Source organism: Tatumella sp. JGM91 (genome assembly GCF_018257575.1).
GTDB lineage: Bacteria > Pseudomonadota > Gammaproteobacteria > Enterobacterales > Enterobacteriaceae > Tatumella > Tatumella punctata.
The window spans coordinates 116,555-141,171 of record NZ_JAERJP010000006.1 but is presented as its reverse complement, the minus strand read 5'-3'; the positions used below and the strand labels follow the sequence as shown (position 1 = coordinate 141,171).

Genomic DNA, 24,617 nt, shown 5'->3' with positions numbered 1-24,617 from the left:
TGCTGATATGGCTCAGTTGGTAGAGCGCACCCTTGGTAAGGGTGAGGTCCCCAGTTCGACTCTGGGTATCAGCACCAGATAAAAAACATGATTTCGGTATAAAAGAATTTGCCTGGCGGCAATAGCGCGGTGGTCCCACCTGACCCCATGCCGAACTCAGAAGTGAAACACCGTAGCGCCGATGGTAGTGTGGGGTCTCCCCATGCGAGAGTAGGGAACTGCCAGGCATCAAATAAAGCACAAGGCCATCCGTAAGGATGGCCTTTTTGCGTTTTATGGCTATAGAAGAAAAATACCCTCCGGCGGTGGTATTTTTCCAGAAACACCCTGCAGACACTTCACCGGCAGGGTATTTCTGGCTTGTTACAGACTGGTTTTCATCATTAAATAAGGAGACGCGGAAAAACCGCAGCGCTGGTATGCGCGGATAGCACGTTGATTATCTCCGTGTACATATAAGCGCAGTTCCAGAGCATCTGCTGATTTTGCAGCGGCGCTAAGATGGTTAATCAATTGATCGGCCAGACCTCGTCCGCGGTGTTCAGGGGCAATATAGAAGCTTTGTATCCACCAGTAATCTTTACCGCAAAAATCGCTCCATTCTTTGATAATCGAAGTATGAGCAACAGCGCTACCGTCTGCATTTTCCATTATCCAGTATTGTGAACGAGGATGCCGGGTAAATGCTGAGGATACTCCGCGTTCAACCGCAATCAGGTCAACTTCAGAGCCTTGTGATTCCTGTGCCTCACGTACAGTGAATGTGATAATTGTATTAATATCACTGGCAGTAGCCGATCTTATAACATATTCCATAATAATTTATTGCCCCGTTATAATTATGCTTCTTCCGGAAATATCATATTAAATGATAATCTTTTGCTGTCAAAATTTTTAAAAGATAACTATTTTCTGCTAATCGAGAGAATTACAGCGGATATTATCAGTAAAAACTCTTTATTTTAGCAGTATATGGCGATGTATTAATTCCGCCCGGTGTATGGTCATGTCTGTTGCTATTCCTCCGGCTGCCAGGGCTGTTATTCCGGGCAGGCTACGTATAATCGGACACCTCGTTGATCTGCCTGTGGGTATTACGTGCTGCTCTGGGTATTTATTGAATTATTTGCAGAGTTAAGCTGAAAGATTTTCATAATCAGCCGATCAGTCTCGACTTTTTACAGGCTGCACGCTAGTCTTGGCTGTCTGGATGTCTAAACGTATATGTGTTTTTAAGAGGTATCAGGTAATGCCAATCAGAGTACCGGATGATCTTCCCGCGGTTAATTTTTTACGCAACGAAAATGTCTTTGTTATGGCGTCTTCCCGTGCGTTGATCCAGAATATTCGGCCACTGAAGATTTTGATCCTTAATCTGATGCCAAAAAAGATCGAAACTGAGAATCAGTTTCTGCGATTACTGTCGAACTCGCCTTTACAACTGGATATTCAGTTACTGCGTATAGATAACCGCGAGTCGAGAAATACACCGGCTGAGCATCTGGATACCTTTTACTGTAACTTTTCTGATATTCAGCATGAAAACTACGATGGTCTGATTGTTACCGGCGCACCTCTGGGCCTGGTCGATTTTGATGATGTTGCTTACTGGCCACAAATACAGCAGGTATTACACTGGGCGAAAGATCATGTCACATCGACAATGTTTGTCTGCTGGGCTGTACAGGCGGCATTAAATATTTTGTATGGCTTGCCGAAAATGACCCGTCAGCAAAAACTGTCGGGTGTTTATCAGCACAATGTTGTACAGCCACATGGATTACTGACCCGTGGATTCGACGACCAGTTTCTGGCCCCCCATTCCCGCTATGCGGATTTTCCGGCTGATATTATCCGTGATCATACCGATCTTGATGTGTTTGCGGTGTCAGAACAAACCGGAGTTTACCTGATGGCGAGCCGGGATAAACGGCTGGTATTTGTCACTGGTCATCCCGAGTATAATGCGGATACTCTGGCAGGCGAGTATCAGCGGGATATTGGTGCGGGGATCGATTCACCACTGCCCTATAATTATTTTCCGGGTAATAACCCTCACCTGACTCCTCAGGCGAGCTGGCGTAGTCACGGACACTTACTCTTTTCTAACTGGCTGAATTATTATGTCTACCAGATAACGCCATACGACCTGAAGCATATGACACCGACTCTGGACTGATATCTTCCCGGGGATTATTCACGGAGGTAGTGGTGATTATCTCCGTGAGGAATTGTGTTCTGGTTTTCTCTTCTGCTACTCGAGTGAAATATTACATCAGGCCTGCCAGTACTATTGCAACAGCCAGTAAATCAGCACTTCCGCCCGGGCTCAGATGACGGGATATCAGTTGCTGATCCATGTTATTCAGTTCATCGGCCCCCCATGCTCCGCTGAGTATTTTTCGGGCATAATGACGTACAAACCCGAGTCCGGCCATGCCGCCACGCGAAACCAGATTGGTATCTGCATTTACCGACATTAGCCGGAGTAAAGCATGGTGATGCTGACGTTTACCCGTTTCCTGGTGCCAGAATGGCAATACATAGCGGCGAACTGTCAGGAATCCGCTTTCTGCCTCTCCTCTGGCCCCGGTCAGCTTATACTGCCGGAACAGCCGGATAGCTGACGGGCTGGCATTTCGGCCCGCAGCCAGCTCCCGGTCGACAATCCCCCGGCAGATGGCACTGGTTTCCCTGCATAGGGCCAGTGCGCTGACTGCCTCCTGCCGTCCTGCCAGCCGCCCGGCGGCACAACAGAGCAACCCGAGAGAGAAGATACCTCCCTGATGCGTATTCACTTGTCCGGTAGCAGAAAACATGGCCTGTTCACATGCCTGGCCTGCGGGACGCAGTAGCAGTAGTTGCCTCTCTGCGGGCAGAGAGGCATTACTGTATCCGAGTTGCTCAAATACCCTGAACCATGGACTGATAGCACTGATACTCTGACGGAATAAGTCATAATCCATATCATGGTGTGATCCGCTGTTATTGCGGTCAACCAGTCCCGGTTTCGGTGTCAGATCCAGTTCATCCTGTAATGCTGCAATCACTTTTTGCGGAAGCAGCGTGAAAGATCCATTATCCACGGGTAAACCAGTCATTAATGATTCTCTCCACACAATCCAATACAACTTGTGGCGGATGACGGCGTGAACGCGCACAACGGATTGCCGGCAGGTCACAAACCAGACAACGACGAGCAGGATGATTCAGGGACTTTCTGTCTGTCACACCTGATAGCGGGCAAATGACATCAAAGTCCCAGAGTCTGCCCAGCGGGTGTGTCTGCTCAATCTCTGCCAACTGTTTTTTGAGCTCTGCTGCGGGATGATCAACACACCATAAGGCCTCAGGCCCGGTTGCCAGCCAGTTCACCTGCCTGGCAGTTAATGGCCAGTGGTTCTGGCTTATCCACTGGTCACAGACCCGCAGGGCTACCCCCATAATATTCTCATAGCGGGCACTGGTTTTAACCGGTCCTGGCGTCACCAGGGTCAGGGAAATCACCGGCTGATGATAGCGGGTTAACCACTTATCCTGTCGCGCCGCTCTTTTCTCTCTGGCCTGCAGCAGAGAGTTCAGGCTGAAGGCGCGGGTGAAAGTTTCCGGATTGTCCATTATTCTTCCTTCGCTATCTGTCGGACAACATCAATCACACTGCCATCACGGTAACGGATGATACCGACAATCTTATCGGTGAATTTTATTGGTTGCGGTTGCCCGCTGATCAGCAAGGCCCGTTGCCAGAGATCGTCAACAGATACGATATTCATTCCTGCCTGTATCAGGCGTTCTTTTAATTCCGGGCGGGCAGGATTCACCGCAATCCCGTGATCGGTGACCAGAACATCAATACTTTCTCCGGGAGTGACCAGTGTTGTTACACGTTTTACCACGGTGGGGATCCTGGCACGGATTAAAGGTGCCACCACTATGGTCAGATTAGCCGCCGCCGCGACATCACAGTGACCACCAGATGCGCCCCGCATTACGCCATCGGATCCGGTGATCACATTGACATTAAAATCGAGGTCGATTTCCAGCGCACTCAGTATCACGACATCCAACTGATCACAGCTGGCTCCTTTACTGGCGGGATTGGCATAGACATTGGTGGATATTTCCAGATGCAGAGGGTTACGGCCAAGAGACTCTGCGGCCTGGCTGTCAAAACACTGGGTATCCAGCAGTTTTTCGATTAATCCCTGTTCATGAAGCTCAACCAGGCTGGCAGTGATCCCGCCAAGAGCGAAGCGGGCATGGATACCATCCCGTGCCATTTTTTCGCCCAGAAACCGGGTACAGGCCGTTGCGGCAGCGCCTGAACCGGTTTGCAAAGAAAAGCCGGGGGTAAAATAACCGGAATGTTCAATGACTCCGGCGGCATGGCGGGCAATCAACAGCTCACGGGGGTTATTGGTTATACGGGCCGCACCGACACTGATCCTGGCGGGATCTCCGACACAGTCGGTCTGTACAATATAATCCACCTGATCCTGGAGGATACTGGCCGGTAAGGCAGGATAAGGCAGCAATGTTTCTGTCAGCAGTACAACTTTACGTGCATAGCGGGCATCGGTCATGGCATAGCCTAAAGAGCCGCAGGCTGAACCTTTACCGGTACCGCTGGCATTGCCGAACTCATCACAGCCGGTCACAGCGAGAAAAGCAACATCAATACTGATTTCACCGTCCTGCAGCAGTTTCACCCGGCCGCCATGGGAGTGGATATGTACCGGTGATGCCATCAGCCCGTTAGAGATAGCCTCTGCCAGCTGGCCACGCATCCCTGAAGTATAAATGGCCGTAATGACGCCTGCACGGATTGGTTCAATCAGCGGGGCATTGCAACTCATCAGCGAACTGGATGCCAGCGTCAGATTTTTAAAACCGAGAGCGGACAGCTTTTCAACCACATAATTAATCATTTTGTCGCCTTCGCGGAAGGCGTGATGAAATGAGATGGTCATTCCATCTTGTAGCTCACAGCGTTGTATCGCTTCTTCCAAATTATTACAGAGTTTCCGGGTATGCTTCTGTTCAGGATCAGCCAGCCAGGGCGTTGAGACATTCGCCCCGCTAAAAGCATTAAGTTGCCCGCAGCCAGGCAGTAAATCTTTATCTTTCATAATATTATCCTCAGTGATGTACAGCAGATGCGGCAGCACGTTCCAGCACTTTCTGTGCATGACTGATGATCGGTGCATCAATCATCTTCCCGTTAAGAGCAACGACTCCCAGCCCTTGCTTTTCTCCCTCACTGGCGGCTTCAATCACTTGTTGTGCATAGTCCACTTCCTGCTGTGTTGGCGCAAATGCCTGATGCAGTAAGGCTATCTGACGCGGATTAATCAGGGATTTCCCATTGAAGCCCATTCTGCGTATCAGGTCGGTTTCTTTCAGAAAACCCTGCTCATCACTGGTGTCTGACCAGACGGCATCAAAAGCATCAATACCTGCGGCCCTGGCGGCATGCAGAACCGCACAGCGGGCATAAAACAGCTCAGTACCGTCACCACGCTCGGTTTGCATATCCATAACGTAGTCAAATGCAGCCAGGGCGATACCGATGAGCCTGGGTGAGCTGCGGGCAATTGCGACCGCATTGATAACCCCGGTAGCCGATTCGATAGCAGCCAGCAGGCGGGTGGTTCCGGAGGGGCGACCACAGGTTTGCTCGATGATTTCCAGTTGGGTTTCCAGGGCATGGATGTCTTGTGGGGAATCGGTTTTTGGCAGGCGGATAACCTCTGCGCCTGCGTGTACTACCGCTTTCAGGTCCTGTAATCCGAAAGGCGTATGCAGTGGATTAATACGGACAATTTTCTCTATATCCCGATACATCGGGTGCTGTAATGCTTGGCAGACCAGCAAACGCCCGGCATCTTTTTCATTCACCGAAACGGCATCTTCGAGATCAAACATGATGGCGTCGGGGCGATAGATAAATGCGCTGGAGAGCATGGCGGCACTGGTTCCCGGGACAAACAGCATACTGCGGCGAAGTTTTTTCATGGCATAGTCTCCCACTCAGGTTTTGCTTCGTCCGCCGCCCGTAACACCGCACACTGTATCCGTGCGCGCAGCACGCAATCGAGAGCTCCTTTATCTTCAATAATCAGCAGCCCGCTGTGAACACCCATATCAGCCAGTGTTTGTACGCTTACCTGATTGATCTGTTGTCCGAACTGTTTGATGACATCACTCTGGATGACGATGTCGATAGTACCGTCAGCGGGCAGTATTTTTACTCTGACATCGCCGGATTCGAGGGTACCGGATAATGCCTCTCTGATGATTTTCATCTGTTATCTCCTTATTCATTTAACTTCACACCGGATGTGGGCTGATCAGTGTTTTCAGGTGTGAAAATGTCGTGGCGGGCACCTTGTCACGCAGCAGGTCATACTGTTGCTCAGCCAGCAACCGTCGCACTTCTGAGGCCGAAAACGGGATCCCCGCGGAGCTGTTGATACGTGCTATTTCGGCGACTACCATATGACCGCCAAGCAGATGATGCATGGCCTGGTTATACCGGCGGGTGGTCAGGCAGAAAGGTTCAGAACCGACAAAACGGTGGGTGATCCCCAGCGCCGGAGCAATATGGTCCCGAAACAAAATCAGATCTGTTTCACTCCATGTCTGATCGACTGCCACCTTGTCTTTCAGGAAATAAGCGGGGAACGTGGCACGGGAAATAATGTAGGGTGAACCACCATGCACTGTTACCCGGGGTAAATGAGCCACCCCATGGGTCAGCATCGTCAGCCTGTCGGCATAAGAAAAGTATGCCGCTTCTTCTCCGACTAAGAACAGATGCAGCCAGTCACATTGCCCGCAAGCCTGCTCTGCCAGAAACTGATGCCCCAGAGTAAAAGGGTCGGCATTCATGATAATGGCGGCAATTTTTTCCCCGGGCTGGCGTAATTTCTGCAACTGCTGGCAATAGCGTTGCAGCCCGACCGGGTTGTTTTCCATCAGTACTGTGCCAGCTGAATCCTCGGCAACAGGCCAGAAACCACAGCGGCAGAACTTATCGCAGTTTTCCCGGCGGGTGCAGAGAAAAAGCGGTGCGATACCTTTATCAACCGCAATGCGTTCGAGCTCAGCCAGCAGTAACCCTGTCAGATTGGCTCCCCGCCAGGGAGTATCGGTCACTACACATTTGACGATATTTCCCGCCAGACCGGCACAGCCCGCCAGCCGGTGACCAATACTGGCTTCAGCAAAGAAACGAATATCGTTGTCCGGTGCCAGATCATGTTTGCTGAGAAACTGACGAATCTTTTCCAGACGTTGTGGCTGCCGGATACTGTCCGTGATACGCAGACTGAATACAGGGAGAATATCCATTGTCGTCATATGCTCCTTTGGCCGGTAAATACTTCGGAAACGACGGGCTCTTCTGCGACTGTATTGATCAGATGGCCGACCTGCTCAATGTCGACTTCTATCCGGTCACCGGGCTGCATAAATAACGGAGGGCGACGCATTTTCCCTGTCCCGCCAGGTGAGCCGGTAATAATCACGTCCCCGGCGCTGATTCTTGTAAAAGTACTAATATATTCAATCAGGTAAGGTATGCTGTGGATCATATTGCAGGTATTATCCTGCTGAACAATTGTCCCGTTGAGCCGGGTCCTGAGCATCAGGTTATGGGGGTTATCTATTTCATCACTGGTGGTCAGGTAAGGGCCAAAACCACCGGTGTTACGCCAGTTTTTTCCGGCGGTGAACCAGGCGTGCTGCCAGTCCCTGACAGAGGCATCCATATAACAGCTGTAACCGGCAATATGACTGAGGGCATCTGCCTGAGAAATATGCCGGCCTGCGGTACCGATGATTATCGCCAGCTCACCTTCATAGTCGAATTGATCAGAATCATAAGGTTTTAGTAACCGGGTATTATGGCCGGTCTGAGAATCAGCAAACCGGATAAATAACGTCGGGGCCGGGTCAGTCTGCCCAAACTCCTGCCGCTTTTCGGCATAATTCATCCCTGCACACAGTATCTTGCCGGGGTTTTCAATCACCGGTAAGTAATCGATCTCCTGTGTTGTAAAATCGATTTTTTCTTCGCTATAGCTGCGTACGGTGGCAAGTTCCCCGGCGACGAGTAAGGATTTCAGATCTGCGTAGCGGTGGCAGAGACGACTCCCTAAATCGATAATACCGTCGGTTTTTACTATTCCGTAGCTGCGAACACCCTGATGCAGATAACTGGCTATTTTCATCTGAAATCCTGCAATATCTGATTAAATAATAAAGTTTCCGAGGATCAGCAACGACACCGAAACATTAATTGCACCGCCGATACGGGTCGCTATCTGTGCGAAAGGCATTAACACCATCCGGTTGCCCGCAGTCAGAATCGCAACATCACCGGTACCTCCTTGTCCGCTCTGACAACAGGAAATGATGGCGACATCTACCGGGTGCATACGCAGTTTTTTGCCGACGAAGAAGCCGGTAACGACCAGCGAAAGGACAGTACTGAAAATAATCAGTAAGTTGGTCAGAGTGAAAGCATTCACCAGTTCCTGCCATGGTGTAATTGCCACTCCGACAGCAAACAGAATCGGATAAGTGACGGCCGTCTGGAAAAATTTATATACCATCTGAGAGCCTGCCAGCAGGCGTGGTGATACTCCATGTACCAGTTTCACCAGCACTGCGGCGAACAGCATGCCCACCGGGGCCGGTAAGCCAATAAATTTATGTCCCAGCATGCCCACCATATAAAGAAGGACTGCCAGCAATACACCGGAAGCCACTGCACCCATGTCAGGGGGACCGCTAAACAGTTTCGCGCCTTCGTCAGGAGGGCCGGAAAGGTCAGAGGTATTTTCAGATTCAGGCATCAGCTGACCTTCACCGGTAAGGTGCGGGTAGCGTTTGCCGATTTGATTCAGACAGCCGGCAATAATAATGGCCGTCAGACTGCCGAGCATAACCATAGGTAACACACGGCCTAAGGCCACACCCTGATCCATATTGAGCAATGCGGCATAACCTATCGATAAAGGGATAGCACCTTCGCCAACACCGCCTGCCATAATCGGTAAAATAATAAAGAAGAAAATCTGGAATGGTTCCAGGCCAAGAGCGAGTCCGACCCCCATCCCGACCAGCATACCGACAATTTCGCCGCATAACATCGGGACAAAAATACGCAAAAAACCCTGAATCAGGGTTGTCCGGTTCATACTCATAATACTGCCGACAATAATGCAACAGATATAAAGATAAAGAATGTTGGTATCTTTATAGAATTTAGTGGTTGCCTGAACAACGATATCCGGCAGCACTTCATAGAAGACGAGTGCAGAGGGAATGAAGGTGGCACAAATCGCAGCAGCACCTATTTTTCCGACCACAGGCAGACGTTTACCAAATTCACCACAGGCAAAGCCGAAGAAAGCGAGGGTAGCTACCATTACGACTATATCGCTGGAAAGCCTTCCCCCTGCGGACTCAATGGCGATCAATACTCCGCAGAGAATAAATAAAGGCAGGGGGATAATACCTACCTTCCAGGTGTCAAGAATATGCCACCATTGCTCTTTTAATGATTTCTTTTCCGGGCTGTCTGCCGGGATATTTTTTGTAGCCATCAGAGTTCTCCTTTATTGTTAATATTATTCTCGCAAGGAAATACTTACTGATGTTGTGATAAAGGATTTACTTATTTAGGAGGTTTTATGGCGCTAATGGTTTTTATGAACTTAAAGGATTTAATGGTTTTTATTAGGGAGAATATTCCGGCTGTGGCCGATGATGTTCTTTTTTTGTATTTAATATTTTGATTTTATGTTTTTTAACCGGGGTACAGTTGTATGGCAAGGTAACAGGTGACATTTAAGGAATTAAGCTGTGCAAAAGATCACAAGTTTTTTTATTTAAAAAATAGAATTAACTGAGTGGTGATATATTATCTGTCATGTCAGCGTACTGTGGCGGGCGGCATATGAAAATGTCTTTTCAGATAAGGCTGTTTATCTCTTTGATTATTGTTTTTTTATTATTGTTCTCTCTTTTCGCTGTCTATTACTATCTGGAAGCAGGCAGAAGAATCTACCAGGAGATGAGCGTGAGAACGCGCGTTCAGTCAGATCTCATTTCGGTAATGCCAGATCTGCGTCGTTCTGTCGCCAACAGTAATCTGCAGGAAATCACAGACTTTATGGATAAAATTGTACTATTGAGCGACGCCAGTTTTATTGTTATCGGGGACAATAAAATAAACCACTTATATCATTCTGTGAATAAAGAAAAAGTCGGGACTCCGCTGATCGGTGGTGACAATGATGAGGTGCTGGGGGGCAAGACAGTGACGACCTGGCGGAGAGGGGGGATGGGTATTTCTCTGCGTAGTAAATCACCGGTTTATGATAATAACGGAAATATTACCGGGATTGTTTCGGTTGGCTACCTGAAAAGTGAACTGGATAATATTACCTTCAGTAAGGTGTTTAATGCTTTTATCATTCTTTTTTTGATGTTAGTCAGTTTGTTTATATATTCATGGTTTTTTACCCGCAGCATCAAAAAACAGATGTCTTGTCTGGAGCCCAGGGAGATAGGCCTGCTGGTACGTCAGCAAAAAGCGATGCTGGAGTCGATTTATGAAGGGGTGATTGCGGTAGACGATCAGTTAAAAGTGATTGTGGTAAATAAAGCTGCGCAGTTACTGCTGGGTATCAAAGGAGAACATAATTCACTGAACGGAAAAAATATTCATCAGTTAATTAAACCAGTAACTTTCTTCGACCGTACCGTTATGCTGGAAAATGATACGCATGACGAAATCTGTCTTTTTAATCAGCTCACTGTTATTGCCAGTCGTGTCCGTATTTTACTGGAAAACAAACTACAAGGATGGGTAATTACCTTCCGTGACCGCCAGGAAATAGAAAGCCTGACGACCCGTTTAAGTCAGGTCAACGGCTACCTTGAAAATCTGCGCATTATGCATCATGAACAGCTAAATCAGACGGCTGTGATCTCCGGCTTACTGCAGTCCGGTCACTATCGTGAAGCTATCGACTACATCCAGTTACAGTCTGAACATGCCCAGGGTGTGCTGGATTTTATTTCCGCACAATTTGCTTCCCCTATGTTGTGCGGATTACTGCTGGGAAAAGTATCGCGGGCGCGAGAGAAAGGTATTGCACTGGTTTTTGATCCCGGCAGCCATCTGTTATTGCCATTTCGCGGACTGCCGGAATCAGAATTGATCTCCGTGATAGGTAATCTGCTGGATAATGCGATCGAAGCCACAGGACACATGGATCCTTCTCGCAGGATCATTGAGGTGCTGATCCTCGCCGGTAAGGACGAATTGATTATTGAAGTTGCCGACAGGGGTGTCGGGATCCCTGAAATGATGGTGGATCGCTTATTTGACCGGGAAATGACTTCAAAAGACGGGGCAGAACACGGCATCGGCCTCTATCTGGTGAGCAGTTTCGTTACCCAGGCCGGTGGTGTGATCGAAGTTACTGATAATCCCGGCGGGGGAACGGTTTTTTCTGTTTTTATTCCGGATATTCCTGAAGCACAGCCTGATACCTGAGTAAAAGGAATACAGCAACTAAAGATAATAATTATGCCTGATGAACATATTGATGTACTGATTGTTGAAGATGAAAGCACGCTTGCGCAGTTACACGCAGCGCTGGTGAATGACTTCCCGTGTTTACGGGTTACAGGTATTGCCTCCACTCTTGCTCAGGCAAGAGAAATGATCGAACAACGTAATCCGCAGCTGGTACTTATGGATAACTATCTGCCTGACGGACAGGGGATCAGTTTAATCAGCTCCGCCATGTTCAGCCGGGCGAAATGCGCGGTTATTTTCATTACGGCAGCCAGTGATATGAATATCTGTAGTCAGGCGATCCGCGTTGGAGCATTTGATTATATTCTTAAGCCGGTGTCCCTGAAGCGGCTTAGCCAGTCGCTGGAAAACTTTATCCGTTTCAGTAAACAGCAGCGGGAGTGGAAGGTTGTTGATCAAAAAAATGTCGATTTACTGTATCAGCTACAGGCAAAGAATTTCCGGCAGCGGGAAACCGAAAAAGGTATTGAAGAAAATACCCTGGCACGGGTACAGCAACTGTTTAGCGAAGGAGATCAGTGCCTGAGTGTGGATGAGGTTATGGTCCACTCGGGGCTGAGCAAAACTACGGCACGACGTTATCTGGAATACTGTGTCAGAACCGGATTACTGGGGGTCGAAATGGTTTACGGGAAAATAGGTCATCCGCGGCGTTTATATCGCCGCCGTCTTCTGCCAGCCGAAAGCCCGTCCTCCGGTCCGCCTGACAAGGGAACCTAAGAGGTCAGGTTTCCACATCGACACATAATGCATCGTAGCGCCAGTATTCATGGTCACAGTCGATCACCTGGTGATGCTGGTTCTGGTTGATGCGGGTGATACAAATCCCCGGGCTGCCTGAAGCAACATTCAGTGCCGGAGCGGAAAAGGCCGGTAAAGGGCCGGGTAACACGGTAAAACGTACGCCGCCATAACGTATGCCATACAGAGACTGGTATAAATCTGTCAGTGAACGGGTGAGATCTTCCTGCAACAGTCCCGGGAAGAATTGCGGATTGAGATAATGCTCGACATAGAGTACCGCCCGCCCGTCAATCCTCCTTAAGCGGCGGATACAGAAAAGCGCCTCACCCGCGGTGACAGATAATTGCTGTGCCAGTAAAGGTGTTGCCGAAATCTCACCACAGCTGATCACCTCGGTATGGGCCAGCCGTCCCTGCTGTGCCGCCATTTCATGGAAATGGCTGCGCAACAAAGGGTTATACACCAGCCGTGGTGGTGCGATAAACCATCCACGACGCAGCTCACGGTATATTTTCCCGTGAGTTTCCAGTAATGCCAGCGCTTCCCGTAGGGTAATACGGGTGGTGGCATATTGTTCGCTCAGGCATCGTTCTGATGGCAGACGCCCTTGTGCGAATTCGCCCTTTTCTACACGTTGCAGCAGAGAGCCCGCAATCATATCGACTGTTTTCGTGTTCCCGGAAGTCACCTGTCAGCCCCATGTCGGTGCATGTCTGCACTCACTGAATTCATTGTGATAACGCCGGTGAACCGCAGTGCTCAGCGTAGCCAGCCCGCAGAGTAGGGTAAAAATCCTGATATCACAATGCTGTCATAAAATCTTCATAGTATGCCGCTACATTGGCTTGGTTTTTGCTGGACTAGACCAGTGTTCTATCCCCTAATCGCAGGAGCCCGACATGAAAGCCAGTATGTTAACGCTATTATCCGCAGCCATTTTTCTTGCTCTTCCTGCCGCACATGCAGCCGATAATGACCTGGCGGCACTGGAAAAAGCCGCCCGCAGTGAAGGGCAAATCAATAGTGTCGGGATGCCTGACAGCTGGGCTGACTGGAAAGACACCTGGCATGACATCACGACGCAATACGGTATTAAACACAGTGATACGGATATGTCATCGGCACAGGAACTGGCAAAATTCGCTGCCGAGAAAGGTAATGCCAGTGCAGATATTGGTGATGTCGGTGCTGCATTTGGCCCGATAGCTGTCGCGAAAGGTCTGGCACAGCCTTATAAAACCAGCCACTGGGATCAGGTTCCCGACTGGGCAAAAGATAAACAGGGTGACTGGATGCTGGCCTACACCGGGACAATCGCTTTTCTGGTCGACAAACAACAGGTCAAAGATGTTCCGCACAGCTGGGCTGATCTTAAAAAAGGTAAATATGTCGTAACCATCGGTGATGTGGGTGTGGCTGCTCAGGCCGCCAATGGCGTATTAGCGGCCAACTATGCACTGGGGGGGAACGAGAAAGATTTGACCCCGGCACTGAAATATTTTGGTGATCTGGCGAAGCAGGGCCGTCTGGGCCTGACAGATCCGGTGATTGCGAATATTGAGAAAGGGGAAATCCAGGTCGCGGTAGTCTGGGACTTTAATGGTCTGAATTACCGCGATCAGATTGATAAGAACCGCTACCAGGTAGTGATCCCTTCCGACGGCTCGGTAACCTCGGGTTACACGACCATTATTAACAAATATGCCAGACACCCGAATGCCGCCAAACTGACCCGTGAGTACATCTTCTCTGATGCCGGTCAGATCAACCTGGCTCGTGGTTATGCCCGTCCTATCCGCGCACAGTATCTGACTTTACCGGCAGACGTTCAGGCCAAATTGTTACCGGCCTCTGAATATAAAAATGCCCATCCGATTAAGGACCAGGCCGCCTGGGACAAAACGTCAAAACAACTGCCAGCTCTGTGGCAGCAGGATGTCATGATCAATATGCAACAGTAAGTCGTTCGGGTAATGAGGTAAAAGATGAAAACAATCCTGGTGGTACTGGACGGTCTGAGTGATATCGTCGCTGAGCATGGGATGGGCTATTTACATGCCGAGTGTGCTCAGGGGAATGGCAAATATTACCCGATGACCTGTGAGTTACCTTCACTGTCACGGCCATTGTATGAATGTATTCTCACCGGAGTACCGCCGGTGATCAGCGGAATTATTCATAACGGGGTCAGCCGGCTCAGTCAGCAGCGCAGTATCTTTCATTATGCGCGGGATGCAGGTCTGGTCACGGCAGCGGCAGCCTACCACTGGGTGAGTGAATTGTATAACCGCAGTCCTTACGATGCGGTTCGTGACCGTCATACACAGCAGGAAGATCTGCCTATTCAGTTCGGACATTTTTACTCGGATGACAGTTATCCGGATTCTCACCTGTTTGAAGATGCCGAAAGTCTGCGCCGCGGCTATGATCCCGACTTTCTGCTGATTCACCCGATGAATATCGACGATGCAGGGCATAAATTCGGACTCAGCTCAGCACAGTATCGCAACCGTGCACGTATTGCCGATGGTTATCTGTCACATTGGATGCCCCAATGGCTGCGGGAAGATTATCAGGTGATTGTTACGGCGGATCACGGTATGAATGATGATCGTTCCCATGGCGGGCGATTACCCGAAGAAATCAGGGTTCCGCTGTTTGTGTTCGGCCGCGGATTTTCTAAACAGAATAATATTGTGCCGCGTCAGACCGAGTTATGTGGCACTGTTTGTCAGCTTCTTGAGATTGCCCATGATAAACCGGTATGTCAGGCGCTGTTGTCGACAGGACCGGAGGCCGGGGAATGAAGGGAAAACGCATAGCCCTGCTGTGGTTACTGCCATTTGCATTGTTTTATATCGCTTTTCAGTTGGCACCGCTGATATGGGTAGCCGGTAACAGTTTCTGGAGTGATGTGAACAGCCGCTGGGGTATTGATAACTATCATGACATTCTGACATCCCCTTTTTATTTGCAGGCGATACGTTTTTCTCTCGATATCTCTTTCTGGTCCAGTGTGTATGGGTTACTTATCTCGCTGGTGGCAGGGTATTCCCTGCATCAACTGGGTAATGGCCGTTTCCATCGTTTTATGATGGCATTTACCAATATGACCAGTAATTTTGCCGGAGTGCCACTGGCTTTCGCTTTTATTATTCTGCTTGGTCTCAACGGATGTCTGACGTTACTGATGCGCCATTACGGGCTGGCATCCGGATTCCGGTTATTCTCCCGCGATGGCATGATCCTGATTTACACCTGGTTCCAGATCCCGCTGGGGGTACTGCTGCTGTTTCCGGCCTTTGAAGGACTCAGGAAAGAGTGGCAGGAGTCGGCGGCGCTGCTGGGTGCAGGCCGCTGGCATTACTGGCGTCTGATTGCGTTACCTGTCCTGTCACCAGCGTTACTGGGGACGTTTGTGATCCTGCTGGCGAATGCCCTCGGGGCTTATGCCACCATCTATGCCCTGACCAGCGGTAACTTTAATGTTGTGCCGGTGCGGATAGCGGCACTGGTGTCCGGAGATATTTCCCTGGATCCTTATATGGGAAGTGCATTGGCAATGCTGCTGGTGGTTCTGCTGACAGTTATCACTGTCGTTCAACAATACCTGGTACGTCGCAGTTATTTAGCTGCCGGACGTTCCTGAAGGGAGTGACTATGTCCCGGACTGAAAATATCTATCACCGGACTGTCAGCAGTGTACTGCTGGTGATCCTCGCGCTGCCGCTGGCCGCCACACTGGTATATGCCTTATCGAGGGAATGGAGCGATACTATCTTACCCCACGGGCTGACACTGTCATGGTTTACCACGTTATGGCAGGACCCGCGTTTTATCAGTGCGCTATGGCATTCTTTGTTGGTCTGTTTTGGTGCGCTGCTGATATCGCTTTTACTGGTACTGCCTGCAATGTTTGTAATTGCTTACTACTACCCTGGGCTGGACAGTATAATGAATGTTCTGATCCTGATGCCGTTTGCTGTACCCCCGGTGGTCTCCTCTGTCGGGTTACTGCAACTCTATTCTTCCGAACCCCTGATGCTGACCGGTACCCCCTGGATCCTGATCGGCTGTTATTTCACGATTGCATTACCGTTTATCTACCGTGCTATCACCAATAATATGCAGTCAGTGAATCTGAAAGAGCTGATTGATGCTGCTCATTTGTTAGGTGCCGGTACCTGTAAAGCGGCTATTTTTGTGGTGCTGCCTAACTTACGTAAGGGTGTGCTGGTGGCGGTACTGTTATCGTTCTCGTTTCTGATAGGTGAGTTTGTATTCGCTAACCTGTTAGTCGGCAGCCGCTATGAAACACTGCAGGTTTATCTCTACAATATGCGTAATGGCAGTGGTCATTTTACCAGCGCATTAGTGATCTCTTATTTTGCTGTCATCCTGGTTGTCACCTGGCTGGCCAATCTGCTTAACCGTCAATGAGGCACCCTATGGCCACCCTGAATGTCAGACGACTGAATAAAAGCTACGCAACAACCCCTGTTTTTCACGATATCGACTTTACCGCCCGCGAAGGTGAGTTTGTGACCTTATTGGGCCCGAGTGGCTGTGGAAAATCGACACTGTTACGTTGTCTGGCAGGACTGACGGAAGTGGATAGCGGTGAAATCCTGCTGGACAATCACAATATTGTGAATGTGCCTGTTCAGCAGCGGGGCGTTGGTATGGTGTTCCAGAGTTACGCACTGTTCCCGAATATGACGGTCGAAAAAAATGTGGCTTTTGGCCTGAAAATGCAGAAATTACCGGCTGCTGATATCCGCCGCCGGGTCGCCGAGGTACTGGCTCTGGTTGAACTGCACGAATTTGCCGGCCGTTATCCTCATCAGCTATCCGGCGGACAGTGCCAGCGTGTGGCGCTGGCTCGTTCACTGGTCACCCGGCCGAAATTACTGTTACTGGATGAGCCACTTTCGGCACTGGATGCCAGGATACGTCGCCATTTGCGTGATCAAATTCGCCTGATTCAGCAGGAGCTGAATCTGACCACAATATTTGTGACCCACGATCAGGAAGAAGCTCTGACCCTGTCCGATCGTATCGTATTGATGAATAAAGGTCAGATTGTGCAAAACGGGGCGGCTGAAGATCTGTATACTCAGCCTGCAGACTTATTTGCTGCCGGTTTTATCGGCAATTATAATTTATTAACGGCCGGACAGGCGACGCAGCTGACCGGACAATCATTTCATTCGCATGTAGCTATTCGTCCTGAAACTCTTCGTTTCTGCCCGGCGGAACAGGGGCTTTCTGCGCGTATTCTCAGCAGCAGCCTGCTGGGAAACGTGATCCGTTACCGTGTTGAATGTCAGGGCATCGAGCTGTCTGTCGATATGCTTAACCGCCGTGACGATGGTCTCTATCCTGCCGGCCTGCAACTGGGGCTGCAGATAGATTTTTCCGCATTACGTCAGGTTGCCTGACAGGGGGAATTTACAGGCGAATACCGGTGTTAAGGAGCCGTCATCCGATTGTCCGGCCATGCAGAATGTTATTCTGACGGTTGTCCGGCCAGAGGAGCACGACACGTTTCCGCTGAAGTTACCGGCAACGTGACGGAAAAGGAGTAACCTTAACATGTTAACTTTATTAAATTTATTATCAGCAATCGCGTTACTTGTCTGGGGGACACATATTGTCCGTACCGGCATTATGCGGGTGTATGGCGCTGATCTGCGGCGGGTCATCAGCCGCAGTGTCGAAAAAAAGCCGATGGCTTTCCTGGCCGGGATTGGTGTTACCGCGCTGGTACAAAGCAGTAACGCGACGACCTTGCTGGTGACTTCATTTGTGTCACAGAACCTGATGAGTCTGACCCCTGCGCTGGTGGTGGTACTGGGTGCCGATGTCGGGACAGCCATTATGGCGCGTATTCTGACGTTTGACCTGTCCTGGTTGTCACCGTTGTTTATTTTTATCGGGGTGACCTTCTTTCTTAGCCGTAAACAGACCCGGCTGGGACAAATAGGGCGCACCGGGATTGGACTGGGGCTTATTTTACTGGCACTGCAACTGATTGTTCAGGCCTCACACCCGATTACCCAGGCGGCCGGCGTTCAGGTACTGTTCTCGTCCCTGACCGGCGATATTATTCTTGATGCGCTGGTGGGGGCAGTCTTTGCCATTATCAGTTATTCCAGCCTGGCTGCCGTGCTGATAACCGCTACCCTGACCGCGACCGATGTTATTTCATTCAAAGTGGCCCTTTGCCTGGTGATTGGCGCTAACTTTGGCAGTGGCCTGCTGGCGATGATCAACAATAGTCGCTCCAACGCGGCAGGGAAGCGGGTGGCTCTCGGCAGCCTGCTGTTTAAGCTGATTGGCTGTATTATTATTCTGCCCTTTATCAATCTGATCGCCAGTGCGCTGTCACATGTTCCGATGAGTGATGCGGAACTGGTGATTTCATTTCATGTGTTCTACAACGTTATTCGCTGCCTGGCACTGGTTCCCTTCAGCGGAGCGATGGCGCGGTTATGTACCCGGCTGATAAATGATGATGTGGACAATGATCTGCGCCTGAAGCCAAAGCATCTGGACTACAGTGCTCTGGATACGCCAGCGCTGGCGCTGGTCAATGCCGCCCGTGAGACTCTGCGTATCGGAGATGTGCTGGAACAGATGCTGCAGACTCTGACAAAGGTGATGCACGGTGAAGTACGCGAGGAAAGAACGGTCCGGCGGCTGGATGATGATGTGGATGTACTCTATACCGCCATTAAACTCTATCTGGCACAGATGCCAAAGGAAGATCTGGCTGAGCAGGACTCCAGGCGCTGGGCTGAGATTATCGATCTGGCGGTAAATCTTGAACAGGCCGGCGATATTATTGAGCGGATGTCGGCGGATGTCGCCGCGAAATCGCTGGCTGCCCACCGGCCATTTTCTGCGGATGGTATGCAGGAACTGGATACGCTGCAGGAACAGCTATTGAAAAATTTACATCTCAGTCTGTCGGTCTTTATTTCACAGGATATACAGACCGCAAAGCGGCTGCGGCGGGCTAAACATCGTTTTCGTATTCTTAACCAGCGCTACTCTCTGGCGCACGTTAACCGGTTACATCTGCAAAATGTACAGAGTATCGAAACCAGTTCTCTGCACCTCGGATTACTGGGGGAGATGAAACGTCTGAACTCCCTGTTCTGTGCGGTTGCCTACAGTGTACTTGAACAGCCAGAGCCGGATGATAACCGTGACTAAGCCAGTGATGCCGGTCCTCCGGCATCACATTTTACCAGGTTATTTTTTATCTGCCGGTTTACCGGACCAGTAGCCTGACAGCAGTGAACCTGACAGGTTATGCCATACGGAAAACAGTGCACCGGGTAAGGCGGCCAGCGGGGAAAAATAGAGTTTACCTAAGGTCGCTGCCAGCCCTGAATTCTGCATGCCCACTTCCAGGGCCAGTGTCCGGCAGGTGGATTCATCAAATCCGAACAGTTTTCCGCCCCAGTAGCCGCCGAGCAGGCCAATAGCGTTATGCAGGATCACGGCCGCAATCACCATCAGCCCGACCGAGCCAATAAATGGCTGACTGCCGGCGACAACCGCACTGATAATCAGCAAAATACACAGCATTGAGAATACCGGCAGATAGGGTTCTGCTTTTTTCACCTGCGCAGTCAGGCTGTGGTGAACTATCAGCCCCAGCCCGATCGGAATAAGAACGATTTTTACGATACTCCACAGCATGCCGGCGACATCCACCTGAATATGGGTATCGACATACAGCCGGGTCAGCAGCGGGGTGGCGATAACACCGACCAGTGCCGAGACCGAAGAAATAGTCACTGACAGGGCCACATCCCCTTTAGCCAGATAGATCATGACATTCGAGGCAGTACCACTGGCCACACTGCCGACCAGAATCATGCCCGCAGATAAATCCGGAGGCATATGGAATAACTTCGCCAGCCCCCAGGCGGCCAGCGGCATAACGAAATAGTGCAGAAAAGTACCGGCCAGCACCGGCGCCGGACGGGTCAGTACCCGTTTGAAATCGTCAACACTCAGGGTCACACCCATCCCGAACATAATGAGCATTAACAGTTCGCTGACTCCGGGGCCGATAGGCAGAAAAGTTGCCGGTGAATAATAGGCTGCCACCGACAGCAGAATGGCCCATAGGGGAAACAGGCGGGTAATGTTGGCGAGCATAACCAGAATTCCTTATTATTTTTAGCCGGATGCGTTCCGCGGGCATGCCACAGAACAGCGTCTTTAGCGTATTGACAGGTAACCGTCGATCATAACATTTCGATCTGATGACAACAGGGGGGCAGGAAAACTTCATGATTTGTGCTGTAAAGCGCAGAAAACTCAGTGAATGATCTGTGGTTTCGCGGACAGGGTAGCAAATGGTTCAGAAAACCGGACAGACCACAGAGCATTTTCATGACCTGTCCGGAGAGAGTTACTCGAAAATATGCTGATGCAGCGTCCGGACAGCGTGTTCAGCGTCGTTGCCCGGGACCAGGAAACATAAGTTATAGTTACTGGCACCGTAGCAGATCATCCGCAAACTGAACTGTTCCATCACGCCGAACACTTCTTTACCTATTCCCTGCGACTGTGTCAGCTGATTACCGATCAGTGCGACCAGAGACAGATTCTCTTCCACTTCGACTCTGCATAACGATGACAACTCTGTTAATAATCCCGTGGTCAGTAAACTTCCATGGTGCGAGGTCGAACCGGTGGTATCCAGGGTCAGGGCGACACTGACTTCCGAGGTGGTAACCAGATCGACGGAAATATCATGCCGCGCCAGGATAGCAAATACTTCGGCCAGGAAACCACGGGCATGGAGCATATTCAGGCTATGCAGGGTCAGTAATGTCTGATTCCGGCGCAGGGTGACAGCACGAAACAGCGGCTGTTGGCGGGTCTGATTATAGACGATGGTTCCGCCCCCCTCAGGGGCCTGGCTGGAACCGACAAAGACCGGAATATCATTACGTACGGCCGGCAGTAAGGTTGCAGGGTGCAGAACTCTGGCTCCGAAGGTCGCCATTTCGGCGGCTTCTTCAAAGGTTATTTCATCAATACGTTTGGCGGTCGGAACAATTCGTGGGTCGGTAGTATAAATGCCCTGAACATCCGTCCAGATATCAATACGTTGTGCTTTCAATGCTTCGCCGAGTAATGCAGCCGTATAATCACTGCCACCTCTGCCAAGGGTGGTTGTCAATCCGCCGGCCTCGCAACCGATAAACCCCTGGGTGATCACCAGTGACTCCGTTATCAGAGGGGTCAGCACGCTATCCGACAGCTCTGCCAGCGCAGCGATATCCGGTTCTGCATGTCCGAAGCGGTTACTGGTCTTCATTACCCGCCGCACGTCAAACCACTGCACCGGCACACCGCGTTCACGGATAATTTCGCTAAATAATAATGTTGATAATAATTCGCCGTGACTGACTAATTCATCGGCCAGACAGGCGGAAGGCGTTAAGGCTGCTTTATCCGCCAGCAGTGCAATATTTTCCAGGATACGACTGACTTCTTCACGGATGACTACGGCTGCACGCAGTTTATCCACAATGGCATACTGAATCCGGGCCAGTTTTTCCAGTAACTGTTGACGCACGGTCACCGGCTGGCCTTCAGACAGCGTAACCAGCAAATTGGTAACACCGGCAGAGGCTGAAAGCACCACCAGTTTAACGTCAGAACGGGATAATACGATATCAGCGCTGCGGTTCATGGCATCGAAATCAGCCACGCTGGTTCCGCCAAATTTAGCAACGATTAATGCGGATTGGGACATGCAAAACAGCCTCGTGTCAGGATCTTTAATTCAGCCTTTAGCACAAGGGAGGACAAAAACAGGCAGACTGGTGTGACAGGACAACGAGTCAGCCAGAAGCGCCCCACCTTGTTAAACGTTTTATTATAAACGTTACGACAGTGACAACCCAGAGGATTCAGCCCCTGTGGTCGACGAACAAACATACCGCATGTTTGCAGCCTCGGCGTCACTCCCCCTGATATGTCGTCTGTGGATACGGTTCCTCTGACATACTGCCTGGGTGACGCGCCTCTTCTGGTCTACGTAGAATACGTAAGAACTTCTTTAGAAATATCCCGTAATCGGCTGCCTGTCAACGGCTATCCGTTACATAAGTATTATTTTGCACTCAGCTGATTAACATCCCGGCAAACTTCAGATTATCTGGCCTTTTTACGCGGCGCACCTTCGAACAAGACGATAACTCCTGAGGATGGTATCACGGACCACAGCGCACTGAGCGGGATCTGGCGGTCATCAATACCGTCAGGTGCGGTAAGCGCATAAATTTTTTCCTTTCAACAGTAAGAATCGTCATACTGAGAGTCATCCTTCTGCCGGAAGGGCTGGTGACTGCGGCAGGTATTTGTTTGAGCATAGTTTCACGCTGTGGCCATGTATCTCCGCTGTCAGCATGGCGCGGGTGAATTTATACTAAAGCCAGATTCACAGTTCATTAATCAATAAGAGTGTTGTTATGAAAAATATTAATCCGACACAAACTGAGGCATGGAAAGCGCTGCAACAGCATTTCTCTGCCATGAAAGATGTGAGTATTGCTGATCTTTTTGCCCGTGACCCTCAGCGATTCGCTGAGTTTTCGGCGACATTTGAAGATCAAATCCTGGTCGATTTTTCTAAGAACCGTATCACGCGTGAAACGCTGGACAAATTACTCGCCCTGGCGAAAGAGACTGATCTGAGCGGCGCAATTGCCTCCATGTTTTCCGGTGAAAAAATTAACCGTACCGAAGATCGTGCAGTGCTGCATGTTGCTCTGCGTAACCGCAGCAACACGCCGATCCTGCTGGACGGTAAAGATGTTATGCCCGCGGTCAATGCGGTTCTGCAGAAAATGAAACATTTCTCTGAGCGCATTATCAGCGGCGAATGGAAAGGTTATACGGGGAAAGCCATTACCGATGTGGTTAATATTGGTATCGGTGGTTCTGACTTAGGGCCATTTATGGTGACGGAGGCATTACGTCCTTACAAAAACCATCTGAATATGCATTTCGTCTCGAATGTTGATGGAACCCATATAGCTGAAACCTTACGTCCCCTGAACCCTGAAACCACGTTATTCCTGGTTGCATCAAAAACCTTTACCACCCAGGAAACAATGACCAATGCCCACAGTGCCCGTGACTGGTTCCTGGCCAGTGCCGGTGATGAAAAGCAGGTCGCCAGCCACTTCGCCGCCCTCTCGACCAATGGAAAAGCCGTTTCTGAATTCGGTATCGATACGGACAATATGTTCGAATTCTGGGACTGGGTCGGTGGCCGTTATTCGTTATGGTCGGCTATCGGTCTGTCGATTATCCTGTCTGTCGGTTTTGACAATTTTGAACAGTTACTGAGTGGTGCCCATGGCATGGACCAGCACTTCGCCAATACACCGGCAGAAAAGAACCTGCCTGTGCTGCTGGCGCTGATTGGTCTGTGGTATAACAACTTTTACGGCACCGAAACCGAAGCTATCCTGCCTTATGATCAGTATATGCACCGTTTTGCCGCCTATTTCCAGCAGGGGAATATGGAGTCTAACGGGAAATATGTCGATCGTAATGGTGAGGTGGCAGATTACCAGACCGGGCCGGTTATCTGGGGTGAACCGGGAACCAACGGCCAGCATGCGTTCTACCAGCTGATTCATCAGGGTACCAAAATCATTCCTTGTGATTTTATTGCACCGGCCATCAGCCACAATCCGCTCAGTGACCACCATCCGAAGCTGTTGTCTAACTTCTTTGCTCAGACTGAGGCGCTGGCATTTGGTAAATCACAGGCAGTGGTGGAGCAAGAGTTTGCTGATGCAGGCAAAACGGCAGCAGAAGTGGCCCATATTGTGCCGTTTAAAGTGTTTGAAGGTAACCGTCCGACCAACTCTATCCTGCTGCGTGAAATGACGCCTTACTCGCTGGGAGCACTGATTGCCCTGTATGAGCATAAAATTTTCACCCAGGGGGCGATTCTGAATATCTTCAGCTTTGACCAGTGGGGGGTGGAACTCGGAAAACAGCTGGCTAACCGCATTCTGCCAGAGCTGACCGGACCCGATGCTGTAACCAGTCATGACAGCTCGACCAATGGCCTGATTAACCGCTATAAAGAGTGGCGTTAAGCTCAGTGGTCATTGTCTGACCCGGCGGCAGTCATGCCGCCTTTTTATCTTCACCGACAGTGGCGCAAGGTAACTGCCATCCGGAACCACTATGGTGC

22 protein-coding genes, 1 tRNA gene, 1 rRNA gene and 1 riboswitch are annotated in these 24,617 nt (G+C 50.1%); of the genes, 12 read left to right on the top strand and 12 right to left on the bottom strand.

The features are described 5' to 3' along the window. Position 1: 1 nt before the first annotated feature. Positions 2-77: transfer RNA gene (locus JK198_RS06225), tRNA-Thr, on the top strand. A gap of 34 nt (positions 78-111) precedes the next feature. Next, positions 112-227, top strand: a 5S ribosomal RNA gene (gene rrf / locus JK198_RS06220). A 136-nt stretch (positions 228-363) separates the two neighbouring features. Here rrf and JK198_RS06215 read toward each other — a convergent pair. After that, on the bottom strand, positions 364-816 hold the full coding sequence (locus JK198_RS06215; protein WP_212707560.1) for a GNAT family N-acetyltransferase: 453 nt from the start codon (positions 814-816) through the stop codon (positions 364-366). 433 nt (positions 817-1,249) lie between these two features. Here JK198_RS06215 and metA point away from each other — a divergent pair, with 433 nt between their 5' ends. Next, entirely contained in the window at positions 1,250-2,179 is a 930-nt protein-coding gene (gene metA / locus JK198_RS06210) for a homoserine O-succinyltransferase (protein WP_212707559.1), read from the top strand. A 91-nt stretch (positions 2,180-2,270) separates the two neighbouring features. Here the strand turns inward: metA and citG are convergent, their stop codons facing one another. The 8 genes from citG to JK198_RS06170 are packed head-to-tail and all read right to left on the bottom strand — an operon-like array spanning position 2,271 to position 9,614. After that, positions 2,271-3,101: a triphosphoribosyl-dephospho-CoA synthase CitG gene (gene citG / locus JK198_RS06205; protein ID WP_212710293.1), complete on the bottom strand. Its 831-nt coding sequence runs from the start codon at positions 3,099-3,101 to the stop codon at positions 2,271-2,273. After that, positions 3,079-3,618, bottom strand: coding sequence for a citrate lyase holo-[acyl-carrier protein] synthase (gene citX / locus JK198_RS06200; RefSeq protein ID WP_212707557.1), 540 nt, complete (start codon positions 3,616-3,618; stop codon positions 3,079-3,081). The genes citG and citX overlap by 23 nt, the downstream gene beginning before the upstream one ends. Continuing rightward, entirely contained in the window at positions 3,618-5,129 is a 1,512-nt protein-coding gene (gene citF / locus JK198_RS06195; protein ID WP_212707556.1) for a citrate lyase subunit alpha, read from the bottom strand. Before citF ends, citX begins: the two co-directional genes overlap by 1 nt. A gap of 10 nt (positions 5,130-5,139) precedes the next feature. Further along, the gene (gene citE, locus JK198_RS06190) at positions 5,140-6,015 is read right to left on the bottom strand and encodes a citrate (pro-3S)-lyase subunit beta (protein ID WP_212707555.1); all 876 of its coding nucleotides are present in this window, start codon (positions 6,013-6,015) and stop codon (positions 5,140-5,142) included. Beyond that, positions 6,012-6,305, bottom strand: a complete 294-nt coding sequence (gene citD, locus JK198_RS06185; protein ID WP_212707554.1) for a citrate lyase acyl carrier protein — start codon at positions 6,303-6,305, stop codon at positions 6,012-6,014. Before citD ends, citE begins: the two co-directional genes overlap by 4 nt. Before the next feature lie 25 nt (positions 6,306-6,330). Beyond that, on the bottom strand, positions 6,331-7,353 hold the full coding sequence (citC, locus tag JK198_RS06180) for a [citrate (pro-3S)-lyase] ligase (RefSeq protein ID WP_212707553.1): 1,023 nt from the start codon (positions 7,351-7,353) through the stop codon (positions 6,331-6,333). Between the two features lie 5 nt (positions 7,354-7,358). Next, positions 7,359-8,234, bottom strand: coding sequence for a fumarylacetoacetate hydrolase family protein (locus JK198_RS06175; RefSeq protein WP_212707552.1), 876 nt, complete (start codon positions 8,232-8,234; stop codon positions 7,359-7,361). Positions 8,235-8,255: 21 nt separating this feature from the next. Next, a complete protein-coding gene (locus tag JK198_RS06170; RefSeq protein WP_212707551.1) occupies positions 8,256-9,614 on the bottom strand; it encodes a 2-hydroxycarboxylate transporter family protein in 1,359 nt (452 codons plus the stop codon). Between the two features lie 353 nt (positions 9,615-9,967). On the opposite strand from JK198_RS06170, the gene JK198_RS06165 reads away from it, so the two are divergent. Next, entirely contained in the window at positions 9,968-11,575 is a 1,608-nt protein-coding gene (locus JK198_RS06165; RefSeq protein WP_212710292.1) for a sensor histidine kinase, read from the top strand. A 33-nt stretch (positions 11,576-11,608) separates the two neighbouring features. Continuing rightward, positions 11,609-12,340: a response regulator gene (locus JK198_RS06160; protein ID WP_212710291.1), complete on the top strand. Its 732-nt coding sequence runs from the start codon at positions 11,609-11,611 to the stop codon at positions 12,338-12,340. Positions 12,341-12,344: 4 nt separating this feature from the next. Here JK198_RS06160 and JK198_RS06155 read toward each other — a convergent pair whose 3' ends face one another. Beyond that, positions 12,345-13,022: a UTRA domain-containing protein gene (locus JK198_RS06155; RefSeq protein ID WP_212710297.1), complete on the bottom strand. Its 678-nt coding sequence runs from the start codon at positions 13,020-13,022 to the stop codon at positions 12,345-12,347. A gap of 241 nt (positions 13,023-13,263) precedes the next feature. Here JK198_RS06155 and JK198_RS06150 point away from each other — a divergent pair, with 241 nt between their 5' ends. The 6 genes from JK198_RS06150 to JK198_RS06125 all read left to right on the top strand — a co-directional run bounded on the left by JK198_RS06150 (position 13,264) and on the right by JK198_RS06125 (position 19,585). Next, the gene (locus JK198_RS06150; protein WP_212707548.1) at positions 13,264-14,325 is read left to right on the top strand and encodes an ABC transporter substrate-binding protein; all 1,062 of its coding nucleotides are present in this window, start codon (positions 13,264-13,266) and stop codon (positions 14,323-14,325) included. A 24-nt stretch (positions 14,326-14,349) separates the two neighbouring features. Next, a complete protein-coding gene (locus tag JK198_RS06145; RefSeq protein WP_212707547.1) occupies positions 14,350-15,171 on the top strand; it encodes an alkaline phosphatase family protein in 822 nt (273 codons plus the stop codon). Beyond that, a complete protein-coding gene (locus JK198_RS06140) occupies positions 15,168-16,013 on the top strand; it encodes an ABC transporter permease subunit (RefSeq protein ID WP_212710290.1) in 846 nt (281 codons plus the stop codon). The genes JK198_RS06145 and JK198_RS06140 overlap by 4 nt, the downstream gene beginning before the upstream one ends. A gap of 11 nt (positions 16,014-16,024) precedes the next feature. Further along, the gene (locus JK198_RS06135) at positions 16,025-16,804 is read left to right on the top strand and encodes an ABC transporter permease (protein WP_212707545.1); all 780 of its coding nucleotides are present in this window, start codon (positions 16,025-16,027) and stop codon (positions 16,802-16,804) included. A gap of 8 nt (positions 16,805-16,812) precedes the next feature. Continuing rightward, entirely contained in the window at positions 16,813-17,805 is a 993-nt protein-coding gene (locus tag JK198_RS06130) for an ABC transporter ATP-binding protein (RefSeq protein WP_212707544.1), read from the top strand. Positions 17,806-17,959: 154 nt separating this feature from the next. Beyond that, complete coding sequence (locus JK198_RS06125; protein WP_212707543.1) at positions 17,960-19,585, top strand: Na/Pi cotransporter family protein; 1,626 nt, start codon at positions 17,960-17,962, stop codon at positions 19,583-19,585. Between the two features lie 39 nt (positions 19,586-19,624). Here JK198_RS06125 and panS read toward each other — a convergent pair whose 3' ends face one another. Both panS and lysC read right to left on the bottom strand, forming a co-directional pair. Then, a complete protein-coding gene (gene panS / locus JK198_RS06120) occupies positions 19,625-20,542 on the bottom strand; it encodes a bile acid:sodium symporter family protein (RefSeq protein WP_212707542.1) in 918 nt (305 codons plus the stop codon). A gap of 256 nt (positions 20,543-20,798) precedes the next feature. Next, positions 20,799-22,154 (bottom strand): lysine-sensitive aspartokinase 3, encoded by a 1,356-nt coding sequence (gene lysC / locus JK198_RS06115; RefSeq protein ID WP_212707541.1) that lies wholly within the window; start codon positions 22,152-22,154, stop codon positions 20,799-20,801. 88 nt (positions 22,155-22,242) lie between these two features. Then, positions 22,243-22,438: riboswitch (Lysine riboswitch) on the bottom strand. A gap of 434 nt (positions 22,439-22,872) precedes the next feature. Here lysC and pgi point away from each other — a divergent pair. Further along, entirely contained in the window at positions 22,873-24,519 is a 1,647-nt protein-coding gene (pgi, locus tag JK198_RS06110) for a glucose-6-phosphate isomerase (RefSeq protein ID WP_212707540.1), read from the top strand. Positions 24,520-24,617 lie beyond the last annotated feature (98 nt).